Source organism: Variovorax sp. P1_H2, assembly GCF_056405295.1.
Genome location: NZ_JBFUCJ010000130.1, coordinates 1 through 18,103, shown reverse-complemented (window position 1 = coordinate 18,103; position 18,103 = coordinate 1). Strand labels below are relative to the sequence as shown.

Annotated in this window: 17 protein-coding genes and 1 pseudogene; 2 read left to right on the top strand and 16 right to left on the bottom strand. The window is 69.0% G+C overall.

Annotated elements, in window-relative coordinates; genetic code table 11:
* Window positions 1-44: 44 nt before the first annotated feature.
* The 13 genes from hfq to AC1D2E_RS30135 all read right to left on the bottom strand — a co-directional run bounded on the left by hfq (window position 45) and on the right by AC1D2E_RS30135 (window position 13,693).
* Window positions 45-290 carry an RNA chaperone Hfq gene (gene hfq / locus AC1D2E_RS30195; protein WP_093123058.1) on the bottom strand — a complete coding sequence of 82 codons (246 nt, stop codon included), beginning with the start codon at window positions 288-290 and terminating at the stop codon, window positions 45-47.
* A gap of 238 nt (window positions 291-528) precedes the next feature.
* Window positions 529-1,869, bottom strand: a complete 1,341-nt coding sequence (der, locus tag AC1D2E_RS30190; RefSeq protein ID WP_478200808.1) for a ribosome biogenesis GTPase Der — start codon at window positions 1,867-1,869, stop codon at window positions 529-531.
* 21 nt (window positions 1,870-1,890) lie between these two features.
* On the bottom strand, window positions 1,891-3,036 hold the full coding sequence (gene bamB / locus AC1D2E_RS30185; protein WP_478200807.1) for an outer membrane protein assembly factor BamB: 1,146 nt from the start codon (window positions 3,034-3,036) through the stop codon (window positions 1,891-1,893).
* Window positions 3,033-3,728 carry a YfgM family protein gene (locus AC1D2E_RS30180; RefSeq protein WP_478200806.1) on the bottom strand — a complete coding sequence of 232 codons (696 nt, stop codon included), beginning with the start codon at window positions 3,726-3,728 and terminating at the stop codon, window positions 3,033-3,035. Before AC1D2E_RS30180 ends, bamB begins: the two co-directional genes overlap by 4 nt.
* 3 nt (window positions 3,729-3,731) lie before the next feature.
* Window positions 3,732-5,114, bottom strand: coding sequence for a histidine--tRNA ligase (gene hisS, locus AC1D2E_RS30175; protein ID WP_478200805.1), 1,383 nt, complete (start codon window positions 5,112-5,114; stop codon window positions 3,732-3,734).
* Between the two features lie 9 nt (window positions 5,115-5,123).
* Window positions 5,124-6,416 (bottom strand): flavodoxin-dependent (E)-4-hydroxy-3-methylbut-2-enyl-diphosphate synthase, encoded by a 1,293-nt coding sequence (gene ispG, locus AC1D2E_RS30170; protein ID WP_478200804.1) that lies wholly within the window; start codon window positions 6,414-6,416, stop codon window positions 5,124-5,126.
* Between the two features lie 12 nt (window positions 6,417-6,428).
* The gene (locus AC1D2E_RS30165; RefSeq protein ID WP_478200803.1) at window positions 6,429-7,343 is read right to left on the bottom strand and encodes a helix-turn-helix domain-containing protein; all 915 of its coding nucleotides are present in this window, start codon (window positions 7,341-7,343) and stop codon (window positions 6,429-6,431) included.
* Window positions 7,336-8,169 (bottom strand): type IV pilus biogenesis/stability protein PilW, encoded by an 834-nt coding sequence (gene pilW, locus AC1D2E_RS30160; RefSeq protein ID WP_478200802.1) that lies wholly within the window; start codon window positions 8,167-8,169, stop codon window positions 7,336-7,338. Before pilW ends, AC1D2E_RS30165 begins: the two co-directional genes overlap by 8 nt.
* A 4-nt stretch (window positions 8,170-8,173) precedes the next feature.
* Entirely contained in the window at window positions 8,174-9,322 is a 1,149-nt protein-coding gene (rlmN, locus tag AC1D2E_RS30155) for a dual-specificity RNA methyltransferase RlmN (RefSeq protein WP_478200801.1), read from the bottom strand.
* Between the two features lie 157 nt (window positions 9,323-9,479).
* Window positions 9,480-9,905, bottom strand: a complete 426-nt coding sequence (ndk, locus tag AC1D2E_RS30150; RefSeq protein ID WP_286368174.1) for a nucleoside-diphosphate kinase — start codon at window positions 9,903-9,905, stop codon at window positions 9,480-9,482.
* Window positions 9,906-10,056: 151 nt separating this feature from the next.
* Complete coding sequence (locus tag AC1D2E_RS30145; protein ID WP_478200800.1) at window positions 10,057-11,766, bottom strand: pseudouridine synthase; 1,710 nt, start codon at window positions 11,764-11,766, stop codon at window positions 10,057-10,059.
* A complete protein-coding gene (scpB, locus tag AC1D2E_RS30140; protein WP_478200799.1) occupies window positions 11,763-12,539 on the bottom strand; it encodes an SMC-Scp complex subunit ScpB in 777 nt (258 codons plus the stop codon). The genes AC1D2E_RS30145 and scpB overlap by 4 nt, the downstream gene beginning before the upstream one ends.
* A 128-nt stretch (window positions 12,540-12,667) precedes the next feature.
* On the bottom strand, window positions 12,668-13,693 hold the full coding sequence (locus tag AC1D2E_RS30135) for an RluA family pseudouridine synthase (protein ID WP_478200798.1): 1,026 nt from the start codon (window positions 13,691-13,693) through the stop codon (window positions 12,668-12,670).
* A gap of 14 nt (window positions 13,694-13,707) precedes the next feature.
* Here AC1D2E_RS30135 and AC1D2E_RS30130 point away from each other — a divergent pair, with 14 nt between their 5' ends.
* Window positions 13,708-14,517, top strand: a complete 810-nt coding sequence (locus AC1D2E_RS30130) for an outer membrane protein assembly factor BamD (RefSeq protein ID WP_478200797.1) — start codon at window positions 13,708-13,710, stop codon at window positions 14,515-14,517.
* 111 nt (window positions 14,518-14,628) lie between these two features.
* On the opposite strand, the gene AC1D2E_RS30125 is transcribed toward AC1D2E_RS30130, so the two are convergent.
* On the bottom strand, window positions 14,629-16,629 hold the full coding sequence (locus AC1D2E_RS30125; protein ID WP_478200796.1) for an ATP-dependent DNA helicase: 2,001 nt from the start codon (window positions 16,627-16,629) through the stop codon (window positions 14,629-14,631).
* Entirely contained in the window at window positions 16,629-16,832 is a 204-nt protein-coding gene (locus tag AC1D2E_RS30120) for a DUF465 domain-containing protein (protein WP_478178297.1), read from the bottom strand. The genes AC1D2E_RS30125 and AC1D2E_RS30120 overlap by 1 nt, the downstream gene beginning before the upstream one ends.
* 124 nt (window positions 16,833-16,956) lie before the next feature.
* Here AC1D2E_RS30120 and AC1D2E_RS30115 point away from each other — a divergent pair, with 124 nt between their 5' ends.
* Window positions 16,957-17,727: a PP2C family protein-serine/threonine phosphatase gene (locus AC1D2E_RS30115; RefSeq protein WP_478200795.1), complete on the top strand. Its 771-nt coding sequence runs from the start codon at window positions 16,957-16,959 to the stop codon at window positions 17,725-17,727.
* Between the two features lie 24 nt (window positions 17,728-17,751).
* On the opposite strand, the pseudogene AC1D2E_RS30110 reads toward AC1D2E_RS30115, so the two are convergent.
* Window positions 17,752-18,103, bottom strand: a pseudogene (locus AC1D2E_RS30110) (hypothetical protein); the annotation flags it as partial.

Genomic DNA, 18,103 nt, shown 5'->3' with positions numbered 1-18,103 from the left:
CATATGAAAGAGCGCGGCGGGTGAACCGCCGCGCTTCGCGCCGTTCAGGCGGCGGTGTCGTCGTTCTCGGCAGCCGAGAAGTTGACGGCCCGACCCGGCACGATGGTGGAGATGGCGTGCTTGTAGACCATCTGGGTCACCGTGTTGCGAAGCAACACGACGTACTGGTCGAAGGACTCGATCTGGCCTTGCAACTTGATGCCGTTGACCAGGTAGATCGAAACCGGCACGTGCTCGCGACGCAAGGTGTTCAGAAACGGGTCTTGAAGAAGCTGCCCTTTATTGCTCACGATATTCTCCGTGTTCAAGAGATGTTGTTGGACCGATCACCTTAACACAGCGGTTCTGCGCCGCAGCATATAAGTCCAATGGCCTTTGAAAAATAACGCCACCGAAAGCTGGAACTTCCGCGCTCGACGCCGCTCATCGGCGCTCAATGGCAGCCAAGTCGCAGGTCGACGCGTCCCGTGCCGCCGCCTCGCGGCAACGCCGGGTGACCCCACGAAGTGAGGGAGCGCGGGGGTTCGCTCAGTCGTCCTTGTCGGCGTACGGATTGCTCGATGTCTTGAGCTGGATCCGCAGCGGCGTGCCGACGAGGTCGAATTCCTTGCGGAAGCGCCCTTCGAGAAAGCGCTTGTAAGCCTCGGTGACGTGCTCCAGTGAATTGCCGTGGATGATGATGATCGGCGGGTTCATGCCGCCCTGGTGCGCGTAGCGCATCTTCGGACGGAACATGCCCGAGCGCTTCGGCGCCTGGAATTGCACCGCCTCGAGCAGCAGCCGCGTCAGCACCGGCGTCGACATCTTGCGGGTGGCCGACTTGTGGGCCTGCGCGATCGATTGCCAGACCGGGCCCAGCCCCTGCCGCTTGATGGCGGAAATGAAATGCAGCGAGGCGAACTTCAGGAACGGCAGCCGGGTCTCGATCTGGCGCTGGATCTGCTCGCGCTGGTAGCTGTCGACCGCATCCCACTTGTTGATCGCGATCACCACCGCCCGGCCGCTCTCGAGGATGTAGCCGGCGATATGGGCGTCCTGGTCGGTCACGCCCTGGGTGGCATCCAGCAGCAGCAGCACGACGTTGGCCGATTCGATGGCCTGCAGCGTCTTGACCACCGAGAACTTCTCGATCGCCTCGAAGACCTTGCCCTTGCGGCGCAGGCCGGCGGTATCGATCAGTTCGAAGCGCTGGCCGTTGCGCTCGAAGGGGACCGAGATCGCGTCGCGCGTGGTGCCCGGCAGGTCGAAGGCGACCAGGCGCTCCTCGCCCAGCCAGGTGTTGATCAGGGTCGACTTGCCGACGTTGGGACGGCCCGCGACCGCCAGCTTGATCGGTTTGTTGGGATCTTCTTCGGCGTCTTCCTCGGGCTCGGGCAGCGCGAGCGGCTCGAGCGCGAGTTCGACCAGGTCGCGGATCCCCTGTCCGTGGGCCGCCGAGATGCCATGCACCTCGCCGAAGCCGAGCTCGTAGAAGTCGACCAGCCGGGTGCCGTCGTGCATGCCCTCGGCCTTGTTGGCCACCAGCAGGCAGGGCTTGCCGAGCCGGCGCAGTTCGTTCGCGATGTCGTGGTCCTGGGCCGACAGCCCTTCCCGCGCATCGACCACGAAGATCACGACATCGGCCTCGGCCACGGCCTGCCGGGTCTGCTTGGCCATCTCCTTGAAGATGCCGCTGCCGGCGTCGGGCTCGAAGCCGCCGGTGTCGATCACGATGAACTCGTGCTTGCCGAGGCGGCCGTTGCCGTAGTGGCGGTCGCGCGTGAGGCCCGCCAAGTCGGCGACGATGGCGTCGCGCGTCTGCGTCAGGCGGTTGAACAGGGTCGACTTCCCGACGTTGGGACGCCCGACCAGTGCGATGACCGGCTTCATGGAAGGCGTCCTTTCACTTGATTACTCGGGCCGATAGCCGAACACGCCGCCATTGCGGGTGACGACCACGACCGTGTTGCCGGCCAGCACCGGCGTCGATGCGATGGCCGAGCCATCGGGATTCAGGCGGTTCAGCGGCTTGCCGTCGTCGCGCGAGAGCACGTGAACGAGGCCGGTGCTGTCGCCGATGACCAGCGAGCGGCCGACCGCCAGCGGCGCCGTCAGGACGCGGTACTTGAGCAGGTCGGCCTGCTGCCAGGCGCGTTCGCCGTCGGCGCGGCGCCAGGCCACCACGACGCCACTGTCCTCGGTGCCGAAGACGAAGCGGTCGTCGCCGCCGACGCCGTCGGCACCCACCGCCGGCTTGGTCCAGAGCAACGCGCCGCGGCTGGTGTCGACACAGCCGATGCTGGCGAAATAGGCCCGCGCGCAGACCACGTCGCCCTGGCGGCTCACGGTCCCGGTCAGGTCGACCAGGCGCTCAACGTCGTTGGTGCCGCGCGGCGCCGCGATCGGCGACTCCCAGCGCGACGAGCCGTTGGACGGATTGATGCCGACCAGCCGGCCGCCGACGCCGGCGACCAGGGTGTCGCCCACGGCCAGCAGGACGCCGGGCTTCTTCAGCACCAGGTTTTCGGCGGTGCGCTGCTGCGACCACAGGCGACGCCCGCTCTGGCCGTCCCAGGCGCTGGTCGTGCGATCCGCGGCCTGGACGAAGATGCGGCGGCCCGCCACCAGCGGCGGCGTGTAGGCCTGGGCCGTGAGGCGCTCCTTCCAGAGCACCTTGCCGGCCTCCAGCGCCACCAGTTCGCTGTTGGCCGTGACCACGGCGACCGTCCGGCCGTCGCTGCCGATGCCGGCAGCCAGCGGTGCGCCAACGCTCGCGCGCCAGATCTCGGTGCCGGCACGGGCGTCGATCACGACCACCGTGCCGTCGCTGCCGGCGACCGCGATCTGGTCGCCGTTGACGACCGTGGACAGCGGGAATTCGACCTTCGGGATCTTGATGGTCCAGGCCTGCTTGATGCCCATCTGCGCCACGTTGGGCGGCAGTTCGGCGGGCTTCGGCCGGGCCGTGCCGGAACAGGCCGCCAGGGCTGCGACCAGGGCCGCGGCAGCCCCGATGCGCAAGGCGGGCGCCAAAATCGGATAACGCTTCAAATTCATGGTGTGGTCTTGGCTGGAGATGCAGCGCCGGCGGCCACCGGAGCCAGGCTCTTCGGGTCGACGCCGACGGCGTTGAGCTTGATCTCGACCAGGCGGCGGTAGTCGGCGCCCGGTTCGAAGGCGGCCAGTGCCTTGAGGTACTCGGCCTTGGCCTCGTCGCGCTTGCCCTGCGTGAGGTAGATGTCGCCCTTGCGATCGGCCACCAGCGCATCGAATTCCTTCGGCACGCTGCCCGAGAGCGCCTTCAGGGCCTCATCGTACTGCTTGGCCTCGAGCAGCTCGCCCGCCAGCCGAAGCCTGGCGACCGCCTGGTAGCCCGGATCGACCGCGTGCTCCGAGACCCAGGCCAGCGCGGCGCGCGAGCCGTCGGCATTGCCCTTGTCGTACAGGGCCCGCGCCGCCAGCAGGCCGGCCTGCTGGGCGTAGGCGGTGCCTGCGAACTTGTCCTTCATGTCGGCCAGCGCGCGCTCGATGCGGGCGGTGTCGCCGGCCTGCGCACTGCGCTCGACCTCGTCATAGAGCGCCGATGCCTGCAAGGCCTTGGTGCGCTGGAAATACTGCCAGCCGTTCCAGGCCACGAAGGCACCGGCCGCGAGCAGCACGACCCAGGTGATCAGGGTGCCGTAGGTATTCCAGAAATGCTTGAGCTGGTCGAGCTGTTCCTGTTCTTCGAGGTCGAGATGGGTGGCCATGCGCTATGAGTTGGTTGAAGAGCCCCCAGGACTCGGCTCGCCGAGTCCGCCCCCCGAGGGGGGCAGGGAAACTTGGGAGCGGCCCGGCGTTTCCCTGGGAGCCGAGGATTGTAGGGTGGCGGCCCAGGCGGCCACGTCGCCCAGCGGCCGGGCGGTCTGCGCGCCGCTGCCGTCGCGCAGCGCCTTGACCGTGACCTCGCCGCGGGCCAGCTCGTCGGCGCCGAAGACCAGCGCATGCGCGGCACCGCTGGCGTCGGCCTTCTTGAACTGCGACTTGAAGCTGCCCAGGCCGTCGGCCGTGGCCGCGTGCATCTGGGCCCGCAGGCCGGCGTCGCGCAGCTGCTGCAGGGTGCGCAGCGCCACCGGCATCGCCGCCGCGTCGGGCACCACCGCATAGACATCGGGCACCGGCTGCGGGATCGGCGTGCCCTGCTCCTTCACGAGCTCGAGCACGCGTTCGACGCCGAGCGCCCAGCCGACCGCCGGCGCCGCCTTGCCGCCGATCTGCACGATCAGGTCGTCGTAGCGGCCGCCCGCGCAGACCGTCCCCTGCGCGCCGAGGCGGTCGGTCACGAACTCGAACACGCTGAGGTTGTAGTAGTCCAGGCCGCGAACCAGCCGCGGGTTGATCGTGTAGGCGATGCCGTTGGCATCGAGGATCGCGCGCAGGCCGTTGAAATGCGCCAGCGACTCGGCGCCCAGGAAATCCATCAGCTTCGGCGCCGACTCGACGACGTCCTTCATGGCCGGGTTCTTGGTGTCGAGGATGCGCAACGGGTTGCTGTGCAGCCGGCGCTTGCCGTCCTCGTCGAGCTGCTCGGCGTGGCGCTCGAAGTGCGCGATCAGTTGCGTGCGGTGCAGGGCCCGCTCGGCCGGCTGGCCCAGGCTGTTGAGCTCGAGCCGCACGTCGGCGAGGCCCAGCGCCTTCCAGAGCGCGCCGGCGAGCAGGATCAGCTCGGCGTCGACGTCCGGGCCGGCGAAGCCCAGCGCCTCGGCACCGATCTGGTGGAACTGCCGGTAGCGCCCGCGCTGCGGACGCTCGTGGCGGAACATCGGGCCCATGTACCAGAGTCGCTTGCCGCCGTCGTAGAGCAGCGAATGCTCGGTCACGGCGCGCACCACGCTGGCGGTGTTCTCGGGCCGCAGCGTCAGCGCCTCGCCGTTGAGCTTGTCCTCGAACGAGTACATCTCCTTCTCGACGATGTCGGTGACCTCGCCGATGCCGCGCACGAACAAGGCCGTCTGCTCGAGGATCGGGGTGCGGATGTTGCGGTATGCGTAGCGCCCCATCAGGTCGCGCACGATGGCTTCGAGCCATTCCCAGCGCGCCGAATCGGGCGGCAATATGTCGTTCATGCCTTTGACGGCACTGATTTTTTCAGCCATGGATGGAGCTCAGGCGACTTCGGAAGCGATGCCGCTGCCGAAGCGTTTTTGAATGTAGGTTTCGACCAGCTGGTGAAAGTCGTTGGCGATGTTGTCGCCGCGCAGCGTGAGGGCCTTTTCGCCGTCGATGAAGACCGGCGCCGCCGGCGTCTCGCCGGTGCCGGGCAGGCTGATGCCGATGTCGGCGTGCTTGCTCTCGCCCGGACCGTTGACGATGCAGCCCATGACGGCCACCTTCATGGTCTCGACGCCCGGATATTGGGTGCGCCAGACCGGCATCTGCATGCGCAGATAGTCGTCGATCTGCTTGGCCAGCTCCTGAAAGGTGGTGCTGGTGGTGCGCCCGCACCCCGGGCAGGCGGTGACGCTCGGCACGAACACGCGCAGGCCCAGCGCCTGCAGGATCTCGTTGGCGATCAGCACCTCCTGGGTGCGCGATTCGCCGGGCTGCGGGGTCAGCGAGACACGGATCGTGTCACCGATCCCCTCCTGCAGCAGGATCGACAGCGCGGTCGCCGAAGCCACCGTTCCCTTGGTGCCCATGCCGGCTTCGGTCAGGCCCAGGTGCAGCGTGTAGTCGCAGCGGCGCGCGAGTTCGCGGTAGACCGAGATCAGGTCCTGCACGCCGCTCACCTTGCAGCTCAGGATGATCTGGTTGCCGGCCATGCCCATCGATTCGGCGAGCTTCGCGGAATCGATCGCCGACGTCACCAGCGCCTCGTACATCACCGACTTGGCATCCCAGGGTTCGGCGCGGGCGCTGTTGGTGTCCATCAGGCTGGCCAGCAGTTCCTGGTCGAGGCTGCCCCAGTTGACGCCGATGCGCACCGGCTTGTTCCAGCGCATCGCGGCGTCGATCATCTGGCCGAACTGCTTGTCCCTCTTGTCACCCTTGCCCACGTTGCCGGGATTGATCCGGTACTTGCTGAGCGCCTCGGCGCAGGCCGGATAGTCGGTCAGCAGGCGGTGGCCGTTGTAGTGGAAGTCGCCGATCAGCGGGACGTCGACGCCCATGCGGTCGAGCTGCTCGCGGATGTAGGGTACCTGGGCCGCGGCCTCGGGCGTGTTGACCGTGATGCGGACCATCTCGGAGCCGGCGAGCGCCAGTTCCTTGACCTGGATCGCGGTGCCGATGGCGTCGACGGTGTCRGTGTTGGTCATCGACTGGACGCGCACCGGCGCGTCGCCGCCCACGGTGACCGTGCGGGGCCCCCAGACCACGAGGGCCTGGCGCGAGCGCCGCGGCCGGGGCGCGGCGGCTTCGATCGGCAGGCAGCCGAGGGGGTTCGATGCATCGGTCATGAAAGGCTCCGATCAGGGTTTGACTTCGAAGCGTGCCACGCCGCCGGAACGCGCGAGCGGCGTGAGGTCGAAGGCCTTTCCGCGAACGCGCACGTCGACCGCCGACGCCCGGCCGACCACGACCTGCAGCGGCAAGGCCCCCGTCAGCCCGACGGTCTCGCCGGCCTTGACCGTGCGCCGGATCAGTTGCTTGCCGCCGGCCTCGGTCACCGTGATCCAGGATTCGTCGCGGGCGACGAAGACGATCAGGTCGTTGCCGACGGCCGCAGCCGGCGCTTCCGCCGCCGCCATGGCCTCGACGGGCGCAGTCGCGGCCGGCGGCGGCAGGACCGGCGGTGCATTGGGCGCGGCCGAAGGCTCGACCGCCATGCCGGCCGGTGCCGGCGCTTCAGTGGATGCCGTGGGCGTCGGAGCGCCCGGTTCGCTGGGCGAGCTCAGGCGCGAAAAGGCCGCGCCGAGCTGGTCGAACGCCGATTGCGGCAACCAGAACAGCACCGCGGCCCCGAGCAGCAACAGCACGACCACGGTCAGCAAGGGGCGCGAGGGCAAGCCGCCGCCGCCCCCGCCGGAACGCGGCGCCGCCGATTTGAGGCTCTTGCTGATGGTGCGATCGGCATCCGCCAGCCCGGGCCGCTGCGCGCCCGGCAGCTTGGCCAGCACCGGCGCCGGATCGATCCTGAGCGCCCGGCACACGCTGGCGGCCAGCGCACGGGCGAACACCGCGTCGGGCAGAGCCTCGATGTCGCCGGCCTCGAGCGCGGCCAGCTTCCGCGGCGACACCTTGAGCGCCGCCGCCACCATGTCGATGTGCAGACCGTGGGCTTCCCGCGCCTCGCGCAGCATGTCGCCGGCCGTCATGTTCGTGCTGTCGCCACCGACCAGGGGCACGGCGGCCGAAGCACCGAATTCACTCGCTCRCTCAATCATTGAAATTTCCGCGCTCGTACGCAATCGTCTCCCGCGACTGGGGGAAGCGCCGTTGCAACTGGGCCGCCAGTTGCGCCACCGCCTCGCGGTTGCCGAGCTGGCGTTCGATCTTGATGCCGAGCCACAGGGTCTCGGCGCTGGCCGACGGACTGTTGTTGACGCGGCGGATGTAGAACTGCGCCCGCGACCAGTCGTTGCGCTGGACCAGGATCGACGCCAGGTTGTAGCCGATCACCGGATTGCCGGCGTCGATCTCGTAGGCCTGCATCAGGCTGCGCTCGGCTTCGGCACGCTGCCCGGCCTTCAGCTGGCAGACGCCCTGCGTCATCAGCGTCTTGGCGCGGTCCGTGTAGTTGGGCACCGCGAGCGCGGCATTGAACTGCTGCTGCGCGTCGGCGAAACGGTTCTGCTGGCACAGCAGCCAGCCGTAGTTGTGAAGCACGTTGGGTTCGCGCGGATCGAGCGCGATCGCGCGGCGGAAGCTGTMTTCGGCCTGCGCGGGGTCGTCGAGCCGCATGTAGACCAGGCCGCGCAGGTTGTAGGCGTCGGCGAAGTTCGGGTCCGCCGCCAGCGCCTGCTTGATCTCGTCGAGCGCGACCGTGGTCTGGCCTTGCTGGAAATAGCCGATGGCCAGCTCGATTCGCAGCTTGGCGCGCTTGCGGCCGTTGGTCTCGTCGGAGTCCGTCACGATGGCCGCGTCCTTGTTGGCCGAAGTCTGCAGCACGCCATTGCGGGTGTTGATGCAGCCAGCCAGCAGGAAGACTGCAGCGACGCCGCAGGACACCTGCAGCACCAGCGCGCGTGCATTCGAAAAGGCCTTGCTCATCGGATCATTGCTCCTCGGCAGTGGGGGTGGCGGCCCTGGGAGGGGCCGGATGCAGGATCACGGTGCGCCGCTGCGCCATGCGCTCGGCCGCATGGGTACGGTCCTTGACGTCGCCGGCCAGTTGGCCGCAGGCGGCATCGATGTCGTCGCCGCGCGTCTTGCGCACCGTGGTGACGATGCCTGCCTCGCTCAGCACCTTGGCGAAGGCCAGGACCCGGGCTTGCGGCGAACGCAGCAGGCCCGACGCCGGAAAGGGATTGAAGGGAATCAGGTTGAACTTGCAGGACACGCCGGACGAGCGCACGAGCGCGAGCAGCTGCCGCGCATGCTCGGGCTGGTCGTTGACACCGTCGAGCATGCAGTACTCGAAAGTGATGAAGTCGCGCGGCGCGTGCGCGAGGTAGCGCTTGCAGGCCTCGAGCAGTTCGGCAATCGGATACTTGCGGTTCAGCGGCACGAGGTCGTCGCGCAGCGCATCGTTGGGCGCGTGCAGCGACACGGCGAGCGCCACCGGGCAATCGCCGCCGAGCCGGTCGATCATCGGCACCACGCCAGAGGTCGACACCGTCACGCGGCGGCGCGAGAGGCCGTAGGCGTTGTCGTCGAGCATGGTGCGCAGCGCCGGCACCAGCGCCGCATAGTTCTGCAGCGGCTCGCCCATGCCCATCATCACCACGTTGGAGATTACGCGTTCGGCGCGGCCCAGGTGCCTGCGCAGGAAATGCTCGGCAAACCACAGCTGGGCGGTGATCTCGCCGGTGGTCAGGTTGCGGCTGAAGCCCTGGTGGCCGGTCGAGCAGAAGCGGCAGCCGACGGCACAGCCGGCCTGCGAGGACACGCACAGCGTGCCGCGGTCGTCCTCGGGAATGAACACGGCCTCGACCGCGTTGCCGTCACCGACATCGAACAGCCACTTGATGGTGCCGTCGGCGGACTCGTGCTGCGTGATGACCGGCAGCGCCTCGATCCTGGCGCTGGTCGCGAGCTTCTCGCGCAGCGACTTGGCCAGGTCGGTCATCTGCGCGAAATCGCTCGCGCCCCGCTGGTGGATCCAGCGGAACAGCTGCGTCGCGCGGAAGCGCTTTTCTCCCAGCCGTTCGCAGAACGCGGCCAATCCCTCCAGATCGAAGTCGAGCAGGTTGGCCGTGGTCATATCAACCCCAAGTTGCGAACACCCACACAGGTCCCGACGAGCCCGCAGGCACGCCATGCCAGGAACACCGCGGAACCGGCTTTGCCGGGCCGCTGGTGTTGCCCCCGGCGAGGGGGTGGGCGGCTACACGAAGTGAGCCAACCTGGGGGAGAGCCATTTATCGGGCGTAGACGTTCAGGCCGGCGAAGAAGAAGGCGATCTCGACCTGGGCCGTCTCGGGCGCGTCGGAGCCGTGCACCGCGTTGGCATCGATGCTGTCGGCGAAGTCGGCGCGGATGGTGCCGGGAGCAGCCTTCTTGGGGTCGGTCGCGCCCATCAGGTCACGGTTCTTGGCGATGGCGTTGTCGCCTTCGAGCGCCTGCACGAACACCGGGCCGGAGATCATGAACTCGACCAGGTCCTTGAAGAAGGGACGCTCCTTGTGCACCGCGTAGAACTGCTCGGCTTCGGCGCGCGACAGGTGGATCAGCTTGGCGGCCACGATCTTGAGGCCGGCAGCCTCGAAGCGGGAGACGATCTTGCCGATGACGTTCTTGGCGACAGCGTCGGGCTTGATGATGGAGAGGGTGCGTTCGATGGCCATTGAAGTGTTTTCCTGAGAGCTTGAATCTGAATGGGTTCCGTCAGAKCCGCGACATGCGGGTTGCAAGCCTTGACAAAGCCTCTGATTTTAACCGGCGCGAAGGCCTTCCCCCGTCGTCAGCGGGAGAAAGGCCGTGCCGAGGTGCCGAAAATCAGCGGCCGCGGCGACGCCCGCCGCCCGGGCCGCCGAAATTGCCGCCACCGCCGCCGCCGCCGGGCCCGCCACGACGCGGCCCCTGGCGCTGCTCCTTGCGCTGGCGCGAGAAGCTGTCGGTGCCGATGTAGCCGAGCGAGGTCTTCATCGGATCGGGCTGGTTGGCGCCGCCGGGCGCCCGGTCCTCTCCCTGGCGGTTGCGACCCTGTTGCGGCGCGCCGGGTCCCTGCCCTTGCCGGTCGCCGCGGCCATTGCGGCGCCCCTGGGACGGACCCTTGCCGCCGCCGCGCTCGGAGCGCGCACCCGGGCCGTGGGCCAGCGGATTCGGGATCGACTCGCGCCCTTCGCCCTGCTCGCCGGCCGCACCGCCGTTGCGATTGCCGCGGCGCTTGTTGCGATTCCGGTTGCGGCCACCGCCGTCCTGCCCGGGCCCTTGGCCCTTGGGGCCCGCGCCGTGCCGGGGCGCCCGTTCGCCAGCGCCGCCAGCGGCCTGGAACAGGGCCTGGATGTCACGCTCGTCGAGCTCCATCCAGGCGCCGCGCTTGAGCCCGCGCGGCAGCACCATGGCGCCGTAGCGGATGCGGATCAGCCGGCTGACCGCGTGGCCGACCGATTCGAACAGGCGGCGCACCTCGCGGTTGCGGCCTTCGGAAATGGTGACGCGGTACCAGCAGTTGGAGCCTTCGCCGCCGCCGTCCTCGATGGTGCCGAACTGGGCCATGCCGTCGTCCAGCCGCACGCCTTCGAGCAGGCGCTTCTTCTCCTCGGCGCTCAGCGCGCCGAGCACGCGCACCGCGTACTCGCGCTCGAGGCCGAAACGCGGATGCATCAGCTGGTTGGCCAGTTCGCCCGAGCTCGTGAACAGCAGCAGGCCCTCGGTGTTCAAGTCGAGCCGGCCGACCGACTGCCACTTGCCTTGCTGCAGTCGCGGCAGCTTGCGGAACACGGTCGGGCGGTTCTGCGGATCGTCGTGCGTCACGACTTCGCCGACCGGCTTGTGATAGGCGATCACGCGCGCCGGCGGCGGCGCGATACGGTAGCGGATCGGCTTGCCGTTGATCTTGACCTGGTCGCCGTACTGGATGCGCTGGCCGATGTGGGCCGGCTCGTTGTTGACGGAGATGCGTCCCTGCAGGATCAGCTGCTCCATCTCGAGCCGCGAGCCCAGGCCGGCCTGGGCCAGCACCTTGTGGAGCTTGGGCGAATCGGCCTCGGGCAGCAGCACGCGCTTGAGCGGCGGCACCTCGGGGCTCTCCTCGTCGGCATCGAACTGGCCGGAGATGACGTCGGCAAAGCGGATCGGCTCGGGCGGCGGCGCGTTGCGCTGCTCGCGCTCGGCGGCACGGCGGGCGCGATCGAGGTCATCCTCTTCCTCGTCCGGCTCTTCCTCATCTTCATCCTCATCTTTCTCGTCGTCCCGTGCCGCGGCCTCGGCAACGCGCGCCTCGACCGGCTGCGCAGGCGGCACCGCGATGGCCTCGGCGACCGGCTCGACGACGGCCGCCGGTTCGACCGCCGGGGCAACAGCCTCGGCCGATGGCTCTTCAGCGGCCACGGCTTGCGGCACGACCGCTTTCGGCTTGCGGGGGCGGCGCTTGCGCGGGGCGGCAGCGCCTTCCACGGCCTCTGCGGGCGTCTCGCTCGCAGGCGCTTCGGAAACGGCGTCGGCCGGCAGCGCGGCTGCATCATTGGGATCAATGGGGCTCATGGTCGGGTTCCGGAAGGGACAGCGGTGGTGTCGGCCTCGTCGGGCGCAACTTCGGCGCCGACGGGCAAGGAGAACGGGGCGGCGGGTTCGGGCGCTTCGAAGGCTTCGGCTTCAGGCTCGGTCAGCAGATCGCCGGTCGACGGACCTTCGGCCGGCAATGGGTCGACCGGCATTTCGTCGACCGGCAATTCGTCCATCGGAAGCGCCGGCTGATCCTCGCCCGCAGCCTGGCCAAGCGCGTCGATCAGGGCCCCCTGCTGCGCCGGCGACTCGATCAGCGGCAGCTGGTCCAGCGACGCCAGGCCCAGGTCGTCGAGAAACTGGCGCGTCGTCGCATAGAGCGCGGGCCGGCCGACGGTTTCGCGATGGCCGATCACCTCGACCCAGTTGCGGTCCTCGAGCTGCTTCAGGATCAGCGAGTTGATCGTGACGCCGCGGATGTCTTCCATGTCGCCGCGCGTGACCGGTTGCCGATAGGCAATGATCGCCAGCGTCTCGAGCACCGCGCGGGTGTAGCGCGGCGGCTTCTCGGGGTGCAGCCGGTCGAGGTGGTCGCGCAGCTCCGGCCGGCTCTGGAAGCGCCAGCCACTGCCCACGCTCACGAGCTCCAGGCCGCGCTGCGACCAGTCTTCCTGCAGCTCGAGCAAGAGGGACTTGATCGTGTCGGCGCCCAGTTCGTCGTCGAACAGCACGCGCAGTTCGCGCACCGGCAACGGCTGGGTCGAACAGATCAAGGCGGTTTCGAGAATGCGCTTGGCATCCGCCGTATTCATGGTTCGCGTTATCCAGGAAAAGGCGCCTCGAGGACGCTTGTTCAGAAGGATGGAAGAAGGCGTTGCCGGCACGCGGCGAAAAGCAACGCAAAGCCGGCATCAGGCGGCCGGCGCGGCCCTCGGGACCGTCAGGCGCGATTGTAATCCAGCCCCCATTCGGAGAAACCCTGAAGCAAGTCCGGAGGCGGCGGCGAACGGAACTCCATCGGTTCGTTCGTGACAGGATGCGCAAAACCCAGCCTGAAGGCATGCAGCGCCTGCCGCGTCAGGCCAGCCGCCGCCGCCCCGCCGTAGAGCGTGTCGCCGACCAGCGGATGCCCGATCGATGCCATGTGCACCCGGATCTGGTGGGTGCGGCCGGTTTCGAGCGTGCAGCGCACCGTGCAGCCCTGTTCGTTGCTGTCGAGCGCCTCGACCAGCGTCCGGGCCGGTTTGCCCGCATGGCGCTCGAGGTCGACCACCGCCATGCGCAGCCGATTGCGCGGGTCGCGCCCGATCGGGGCATCGACATGGCGCGCGCGGGCGCCCTGCCAGCCGCGGTGGGCGAGCGCCAGGTACTGCCGCTTGACGTCCCGCGCGGCGATCAGGGCCACCAGGGCGTCCATCGCCTGGCGGCTGCGCGCGACCACCATCAGCCCGCTGGTGTCGCGGTCGAGCCGGTGCACGATGCCGGCGCGCGGCAGCAGCGCCGCCCGCGGATCGAGCGCCAGCAGGCCGTTGAGCAGCGTGCCGCTCCAGTGGCCAGGGGCCGGATGTACCACCAGGCCGACCGGCTTGTCGATGATGCGCAGGTGATCGTCCTCGTACAGCACGCTGAGGGCCATCGGCTCGGCCTTGAAGGCCTGGCTCTGCGGTGTCGGCCTCAGCTCGATCCGCCCGGCCTCGCCAGCATGCACGGTGGCCGAGGTCTTGGTCAGCACGCGGCCCTGGATCTCGACCATCCCGGCGTCGATGAGCTGTTGCAGGTAGCTGCGCGAGAACTCGGGCACCAGCGCCGCGAGCGCACGGTCCAGCCGCTGGCCGTGCTCGGCCGGGCCGAACTGGAAGGCGCGAACTTCGCTGGCGGCGGAGAGCTCCGCGCCCTCGTCGTGCTCGGCCGCCTCCGGAGTGTCCGCCAGAGGGGCGGTCGATATAATCGAGGGCAACTGTTTCACGAAAGCCTTATCTGATGTTTCGCGCCAAATTATCGGTCGTCCCCGGCTGGCTGGCCCTGTGCGCCGCAGCCTGGCTGGTGGCCGGCTGCTCGACGACCGATACCGACAAGACCGCGAACTGGAGCCCGAACCGCATTTATTCGGAGGCCAAGGACGAATCGAGCTCGGGGGCCTACGACAAGGCCGTGCCGCTGTTCGAGAAGCTCGAGGGCCGTGCCGCCGGCACGCCGCTGGCGCAGCAGGCCCAGCTCGACAAGGCCTACGCGCAATGGAAGGCGGGCGACAAGGTACCGGCCGTCGCCACGCTCGATCGCTTCATGAAGCTGCACCCGGCGAGCCCGGCGATCGACTACGCGCTCTACCTGAAGGGCGTGATCAACTTCAACGACGACCTCGGCATGTTCGCCTGGTTGACGCGCCAGGACCTGTCCGAACGCGACCAGAAGGCGGCCAAGGAGTCGTTCGAATCGTTCAAGGAGCTGGTCACCCGCTTCCCCGAGTCGCGCTATACGCCCGATGCGCGGCTGCGCATGAACTACATCGTCAACTCGCTGGCGCAGTACGAAGTGCACGTGGCGCGCTACTACTACACCCGCGGCGCCTACCTGGCGGCCATCAACCGCGCCCAGCTGGCGCTGGCCGACTACCGCGAAGTGCCCGCGCTCGAAGAGGCGCTGTACATCATGTACATGTCCTACGACAAGCTCGGCATGAACGACCTGCGCGACGACGCCCAGCGCGTGCTGACCAAGAACTACCCGCAGAGCGAGTACCTCACGCGCGGCTTCCGGGCCAAGGACGACCCGTGGTGGAAGCTCTGGTGAAGCCCTGGTGAGCACGTAGGCTCAGGCCTCGGTCCGCCGCCGGGCCGCCCCAAGGCGGACCGCGCCCCCCCGGGGGGCAGCGAGTACACGAAGTGAACGAGCGTGGGGGCCTTACCCTTTGAGCGCGGCGATCTCGGCGTCCAGCTCGGCCGGGCCCTCGATCCTGCGCATCGGGGGCAGTGCCGCCAGCAGGCGCTTTCCGTAACCCATCGCGACGAGTCGCGTGTCGCAGATCACCAGCACGCCCCGATCGGACTCGCGCCGGATCAGGCGGCCGGCGCCCTGCTTGAGCGACACCGCAGCCTCCGGCAGTGAATACTCGCCGAAAGCGCTCCGGCCCTGGGATTCGAGCCGCTGCGAGCGCGCCTCGACCAGCGGATCGTTCGGCGGCGGGAACGGCAGCTTGTCGATCACCACCAGCTGCAGCGCATCGCCCGGTGCATCGAAGCCCTCCCAGAACGAGGCCGAGGCCACCAGCACGCAACCGGCACGCCCCTCGCCGGCGCCTTCGCGAAACCGGTCCATCAGTACCCGCTTTGGCAATTCGCCCTGGACCAGCACCTCGGGACGCGTGGCGGCCTCGAGCTGCTCGAACTGCGCCTTCATGGCGTCCCCGATGGCGCGCAGCGCGCGCAGCGTGGTCGTCAGCACCAGCGTCCGGCCGCCCAGCGCGCCGGCCCCGCGCGCGGCCAGCAAGGCCACCTGCTGGCTGTGCGCCGGGTCGTTGGGCTTCGGAAAGGCCCGCGGCACGTAGAGCGCGGCCTGGCGCGCATAGTCGAAGGGACTCTGCACCCGCAGCACCTCGGCGTCTTCCAGGCCGCAGGGCTCGGTGAACCAGCGCAGCTTCGGGTCGTCGCCCAGCGTCGCCGAGGTGAACACCCAGGCGCGACCCTCTTCCCCGGGCTCCGCGGCAGCCGACTTGAGCACCCGGCTGCGCACCGCCTCGGCGATGTCGAGCGGCGACTCGACCAGCCGCAGCTGCGTGCCGACGTCGACCCAGCGCACCGAGCCGGACGCGCAGGGCTCGGCGAAGCGCTCGGCACGCTGCGCCAGCTGCTGTGCGCGGTCTTGCAGGCGGACGAAATCGGGCGACAGCTCGCTGACCGTGTCGAGCCCGCGCGCAGCGTCCGCGAAGGCCTCCTGCAAGGCGTCGAGCGCTTGCTGCCAGGCCGGGCCGGGGAGGCCCTCGGGCGCATCGCCCACCCAGCGCAGCTTGGCACCCGGCCACTGCTTGCCGACCACCAGGCGCAGCTCGCGGGCGCCGCGCTCGACCGCCGCCACCAGTTGCTGCCAGTCGACCAGACCGCGCGCCTGCTGCAGACCGGCCGCCAACAGGTCGCGAGCGAAATCCAGCGCTTGGCCCGTGCCGAGCTGGACCCCGAGGAACTGCACGCCGGTCTCGTTGAGCTGATGCGCCTCGTCGAACACCACCACGCGCACGCTCGGCAGCAGTTCGGCCATGCCCGACTCGCGCACCGCGAGATCGGCAAAGAAGAGATGGTGGTTGATCACCACCACGTCGGCCGCCATGGCCTCGCGCCGCGCCAGGTTGACGTGGCAGGGCTTGAACTGCGGGCATTGGGCCCCGAGGCAGTTCTCGCGCGTGGAAGTGACCAGCGGGATCAGCGGCGAGCGCTCGTCCAGCCCCGGCAGTTCGGCCAGGTCGCCGGTGCGCGTGGCCTTGGACCATTGCTCGATCTTGGCCAGCGTGCGCAGCGAGCCGCGCTCGGGCAGCGAGGCGTCGTGGCGAGCCAGGTCGAGCCGATGCAGGCAGAGATAGCTGGCACGGCCCTTCAGCAGCGCCGTGCGCACTGGCAGGCCCAGCGCCTCGACCAGCCGCGGCAGGTCGCGGCCGAACAGCTGGTCCTGCAGCGTCTTGGTGGCGGTCGACAGCAGCACCCGCTCGCCGCTCAGCAGCGCCGGCACCAGGTAGGAGAAGGTCTTGCCGACGCCGGTGCCGGCCTCGACCACCAGCTGGCCGCCCTGCTCGATGGTGCGTGCCACCGCAAGCGCCATCTGGGTCTGCCCCTCGCGCTCCCGAAACTGGTCGGCGGCATGCGAGAGCACCCCGCCCGGCGCGAAGACCTCGCGCACCTCTTGTTCGAGCGGCATCAGGCAGGCTCTTGCGGGTCGAGCAGGTCGACCAGCCGCGCAATCTGGTCGCGCAGCGACAGCCGCCTCTTCTTCAGTCGGCGCAGCAGCAGTTCGTCCTGCGGCAGGACATCGCCGAGCCGGTCGATCGTCGCATCGAGGTCGGCGTGCTCGATCCGCAGTTCGATCAGCTGGCGGGAAAATGAGTGAAGATTGGAGTCCAAGGGGGCGCAGTACGAAAAGCGATGCCGCGACCATCCGGCTGCGGCTTGTGTTCGCTCGATAATACGTCTTCGTCCCGTTTGCAGCTTGACATCAAAGACCGCGCCATCGGCGCAACCGCGCCACATGACCCGAGGCTTTCGACTCGCCGCCGCCACCGGCCTCCACAAGGGAGACCGCCCCTACCAGCAGGACCAGGTCCTGGTCATCACCCATCCTCGCGCGCCCGGCTGCGTGCTGGCGGTCGTGGCCGACGGCATGGGCGGGCGCAGCGGCGGACGCAAGGCCTCCGACCAGGTGTTGCTGACCGCCCAGCAGTTATTCACCCGCTACAAGCCCGGGCGCGACGAACCGGTCGCCTTGCTGCGCCAGTTGCTGGAGGATGCGCACACCGTGATCAAGCTCACGGCGGTGTCCAGCGAGCAGGAGCCGCACAGCACGCTGGCCGCCTTCCTGATGAACCCGGAGGGCGACTGCGCCTGGATCCACGCCGGCGACTCGCGCATCTATCACTTCCACGAAGGCCGGCTGGTCAAGCGCACCAAGGACCATTCCTACGTCCAGGTGCTGGTCGATCGCGGCGAGATCGACGAAGACGAGGCCAGCGTCCATCCCCAGGGCAACATCCTGCTCGGCTGCCTCGGCATGAAGTCGACGCCGCCGCCGGTCGACGTCCACCTGATCCCCCGGCTGAAGGCCGGCGACGTGATGATGGCCTGCAGCGACGGACTGTGGCACTACTTCAGCCCGATCGAGATGGGCGAACTGCTGGCCGAGAAGCCGCCGCGCGAAGCCGTCGAGCTGCTGGTCGCCGAGGCCCGGCGACGCGCCCACGGCGGCGGCGACAACATCTCGATCGTCGTCGTGAAGCTGGATGACCTCCCGGCGCAGGAGTGAGAGGCGCCTCGAGCCGCGCAGCGCTCAGGGTGCGGCGGGGCGCACGGGTTCGGGCAAGGGCGCCGACCGCGGCTTGGTGTTGTTGGCCTTGCGCCGTTCGCTATCGGCGCGCTGCTGCTCGGCCCTCTGCTGTTTTTCCTCGTAGGCCTGGCGTGCCGCCGGGGCCTCGGCGCGCCGACGCGCCGCCTTCGCCTGCTCCTCTGCATGGGCGCGCTGCTTGTCGTCGAACTGGCGCTGCTTGTCGGCCGCCTCGGAGGCGGCCTGGGCGCGCCCGGCCGCATGGTCGGCGGCGCGCTGCTCCCGCTCCTGCTGCGACTTGAGCGACTGCTCGCGCTGGGCGTCGGCATCCTTGGTGTGCGCGCTGCCGTCCTTCTCC

Bases quoted from the DNA above. Each gene is read 5' to 3' on its own strand.
- AC1D2E_RS30115 (WP_478200795.1), top strand. From the start codon at position 16,957: ATGACCCGAGGCTTTCGACTCGCCGCCGCCACCGGCCTCCACAAGGGA.
- bamB (WP_478200807.1), bottom strand. From the start codon at position 3,036: ATGAATTTGAAGCGTTATCCGATTTTGGCGCCCGCCTTGCGCATCGGG.
- ndk (WP_286368174.1), bottom strand. From the start codon at position 9,905: ATGGCCATCGAACGCACCCTCTCCATCATCAAGCCCGACGCTGTCGCC.
- AC1D2E_RS30180 (WP_478200806.1), bottom strand. From the start codon at position 3,728: ATGGCCACCCATCTCGACCTCGAAGAACAGGAACAGCTCGACCAGCTC.
- hisS (WP_478200805.1), bottom strand. From the start codon at position 5,114: ATGGCTGAAAAAATCAGTGCCGTCAAAGGCATGAACGACATATTGCCG.
- scpB (WP_478200799.1), bottom strand. From the start codon at position 12,539: ATGAATACGGCGGATGCCAAGCGCATTCTCGAAACCGCCTTGATCTGT.
- der (WP_478200808.1), bottom strand. From the start codon at position 1,869: ATGAAGCCGGTCATCGCACTGGTCGGGCGTCCCAACGTCGGGAAGTCG.
- rlmN (WP_478200801.1), bottom strand. From the start codon at position 9,322: ATGACCACGGCCAACCTGCTCGACTTCGATCTGGAGGGATTGGCCGCG.
- AC1D2E_RS30145 (WP_478200800.1), bottom strand. From the start codon at position 11,766: ATGAGCCCCATTGATCCCAATGATGCAGCCGCGCTGCCGGCCGACGCC.
- AC1D2E_RS30130 (WP_478200797.1), top strand. From the start codon at position 13,708: ATGTTTCGCGCCAAATTATCGGTCGTCCCCGGCTGGCTGGCCCTGTGC.
- AC1D2E_RS30125 (WP_478200796.1), bottom strand. From the start codon at position 16,629: ATGCCGCTCGAACAAGAGGTGCGCGAGGTCTTCGCGCCGGGCGGGGTG.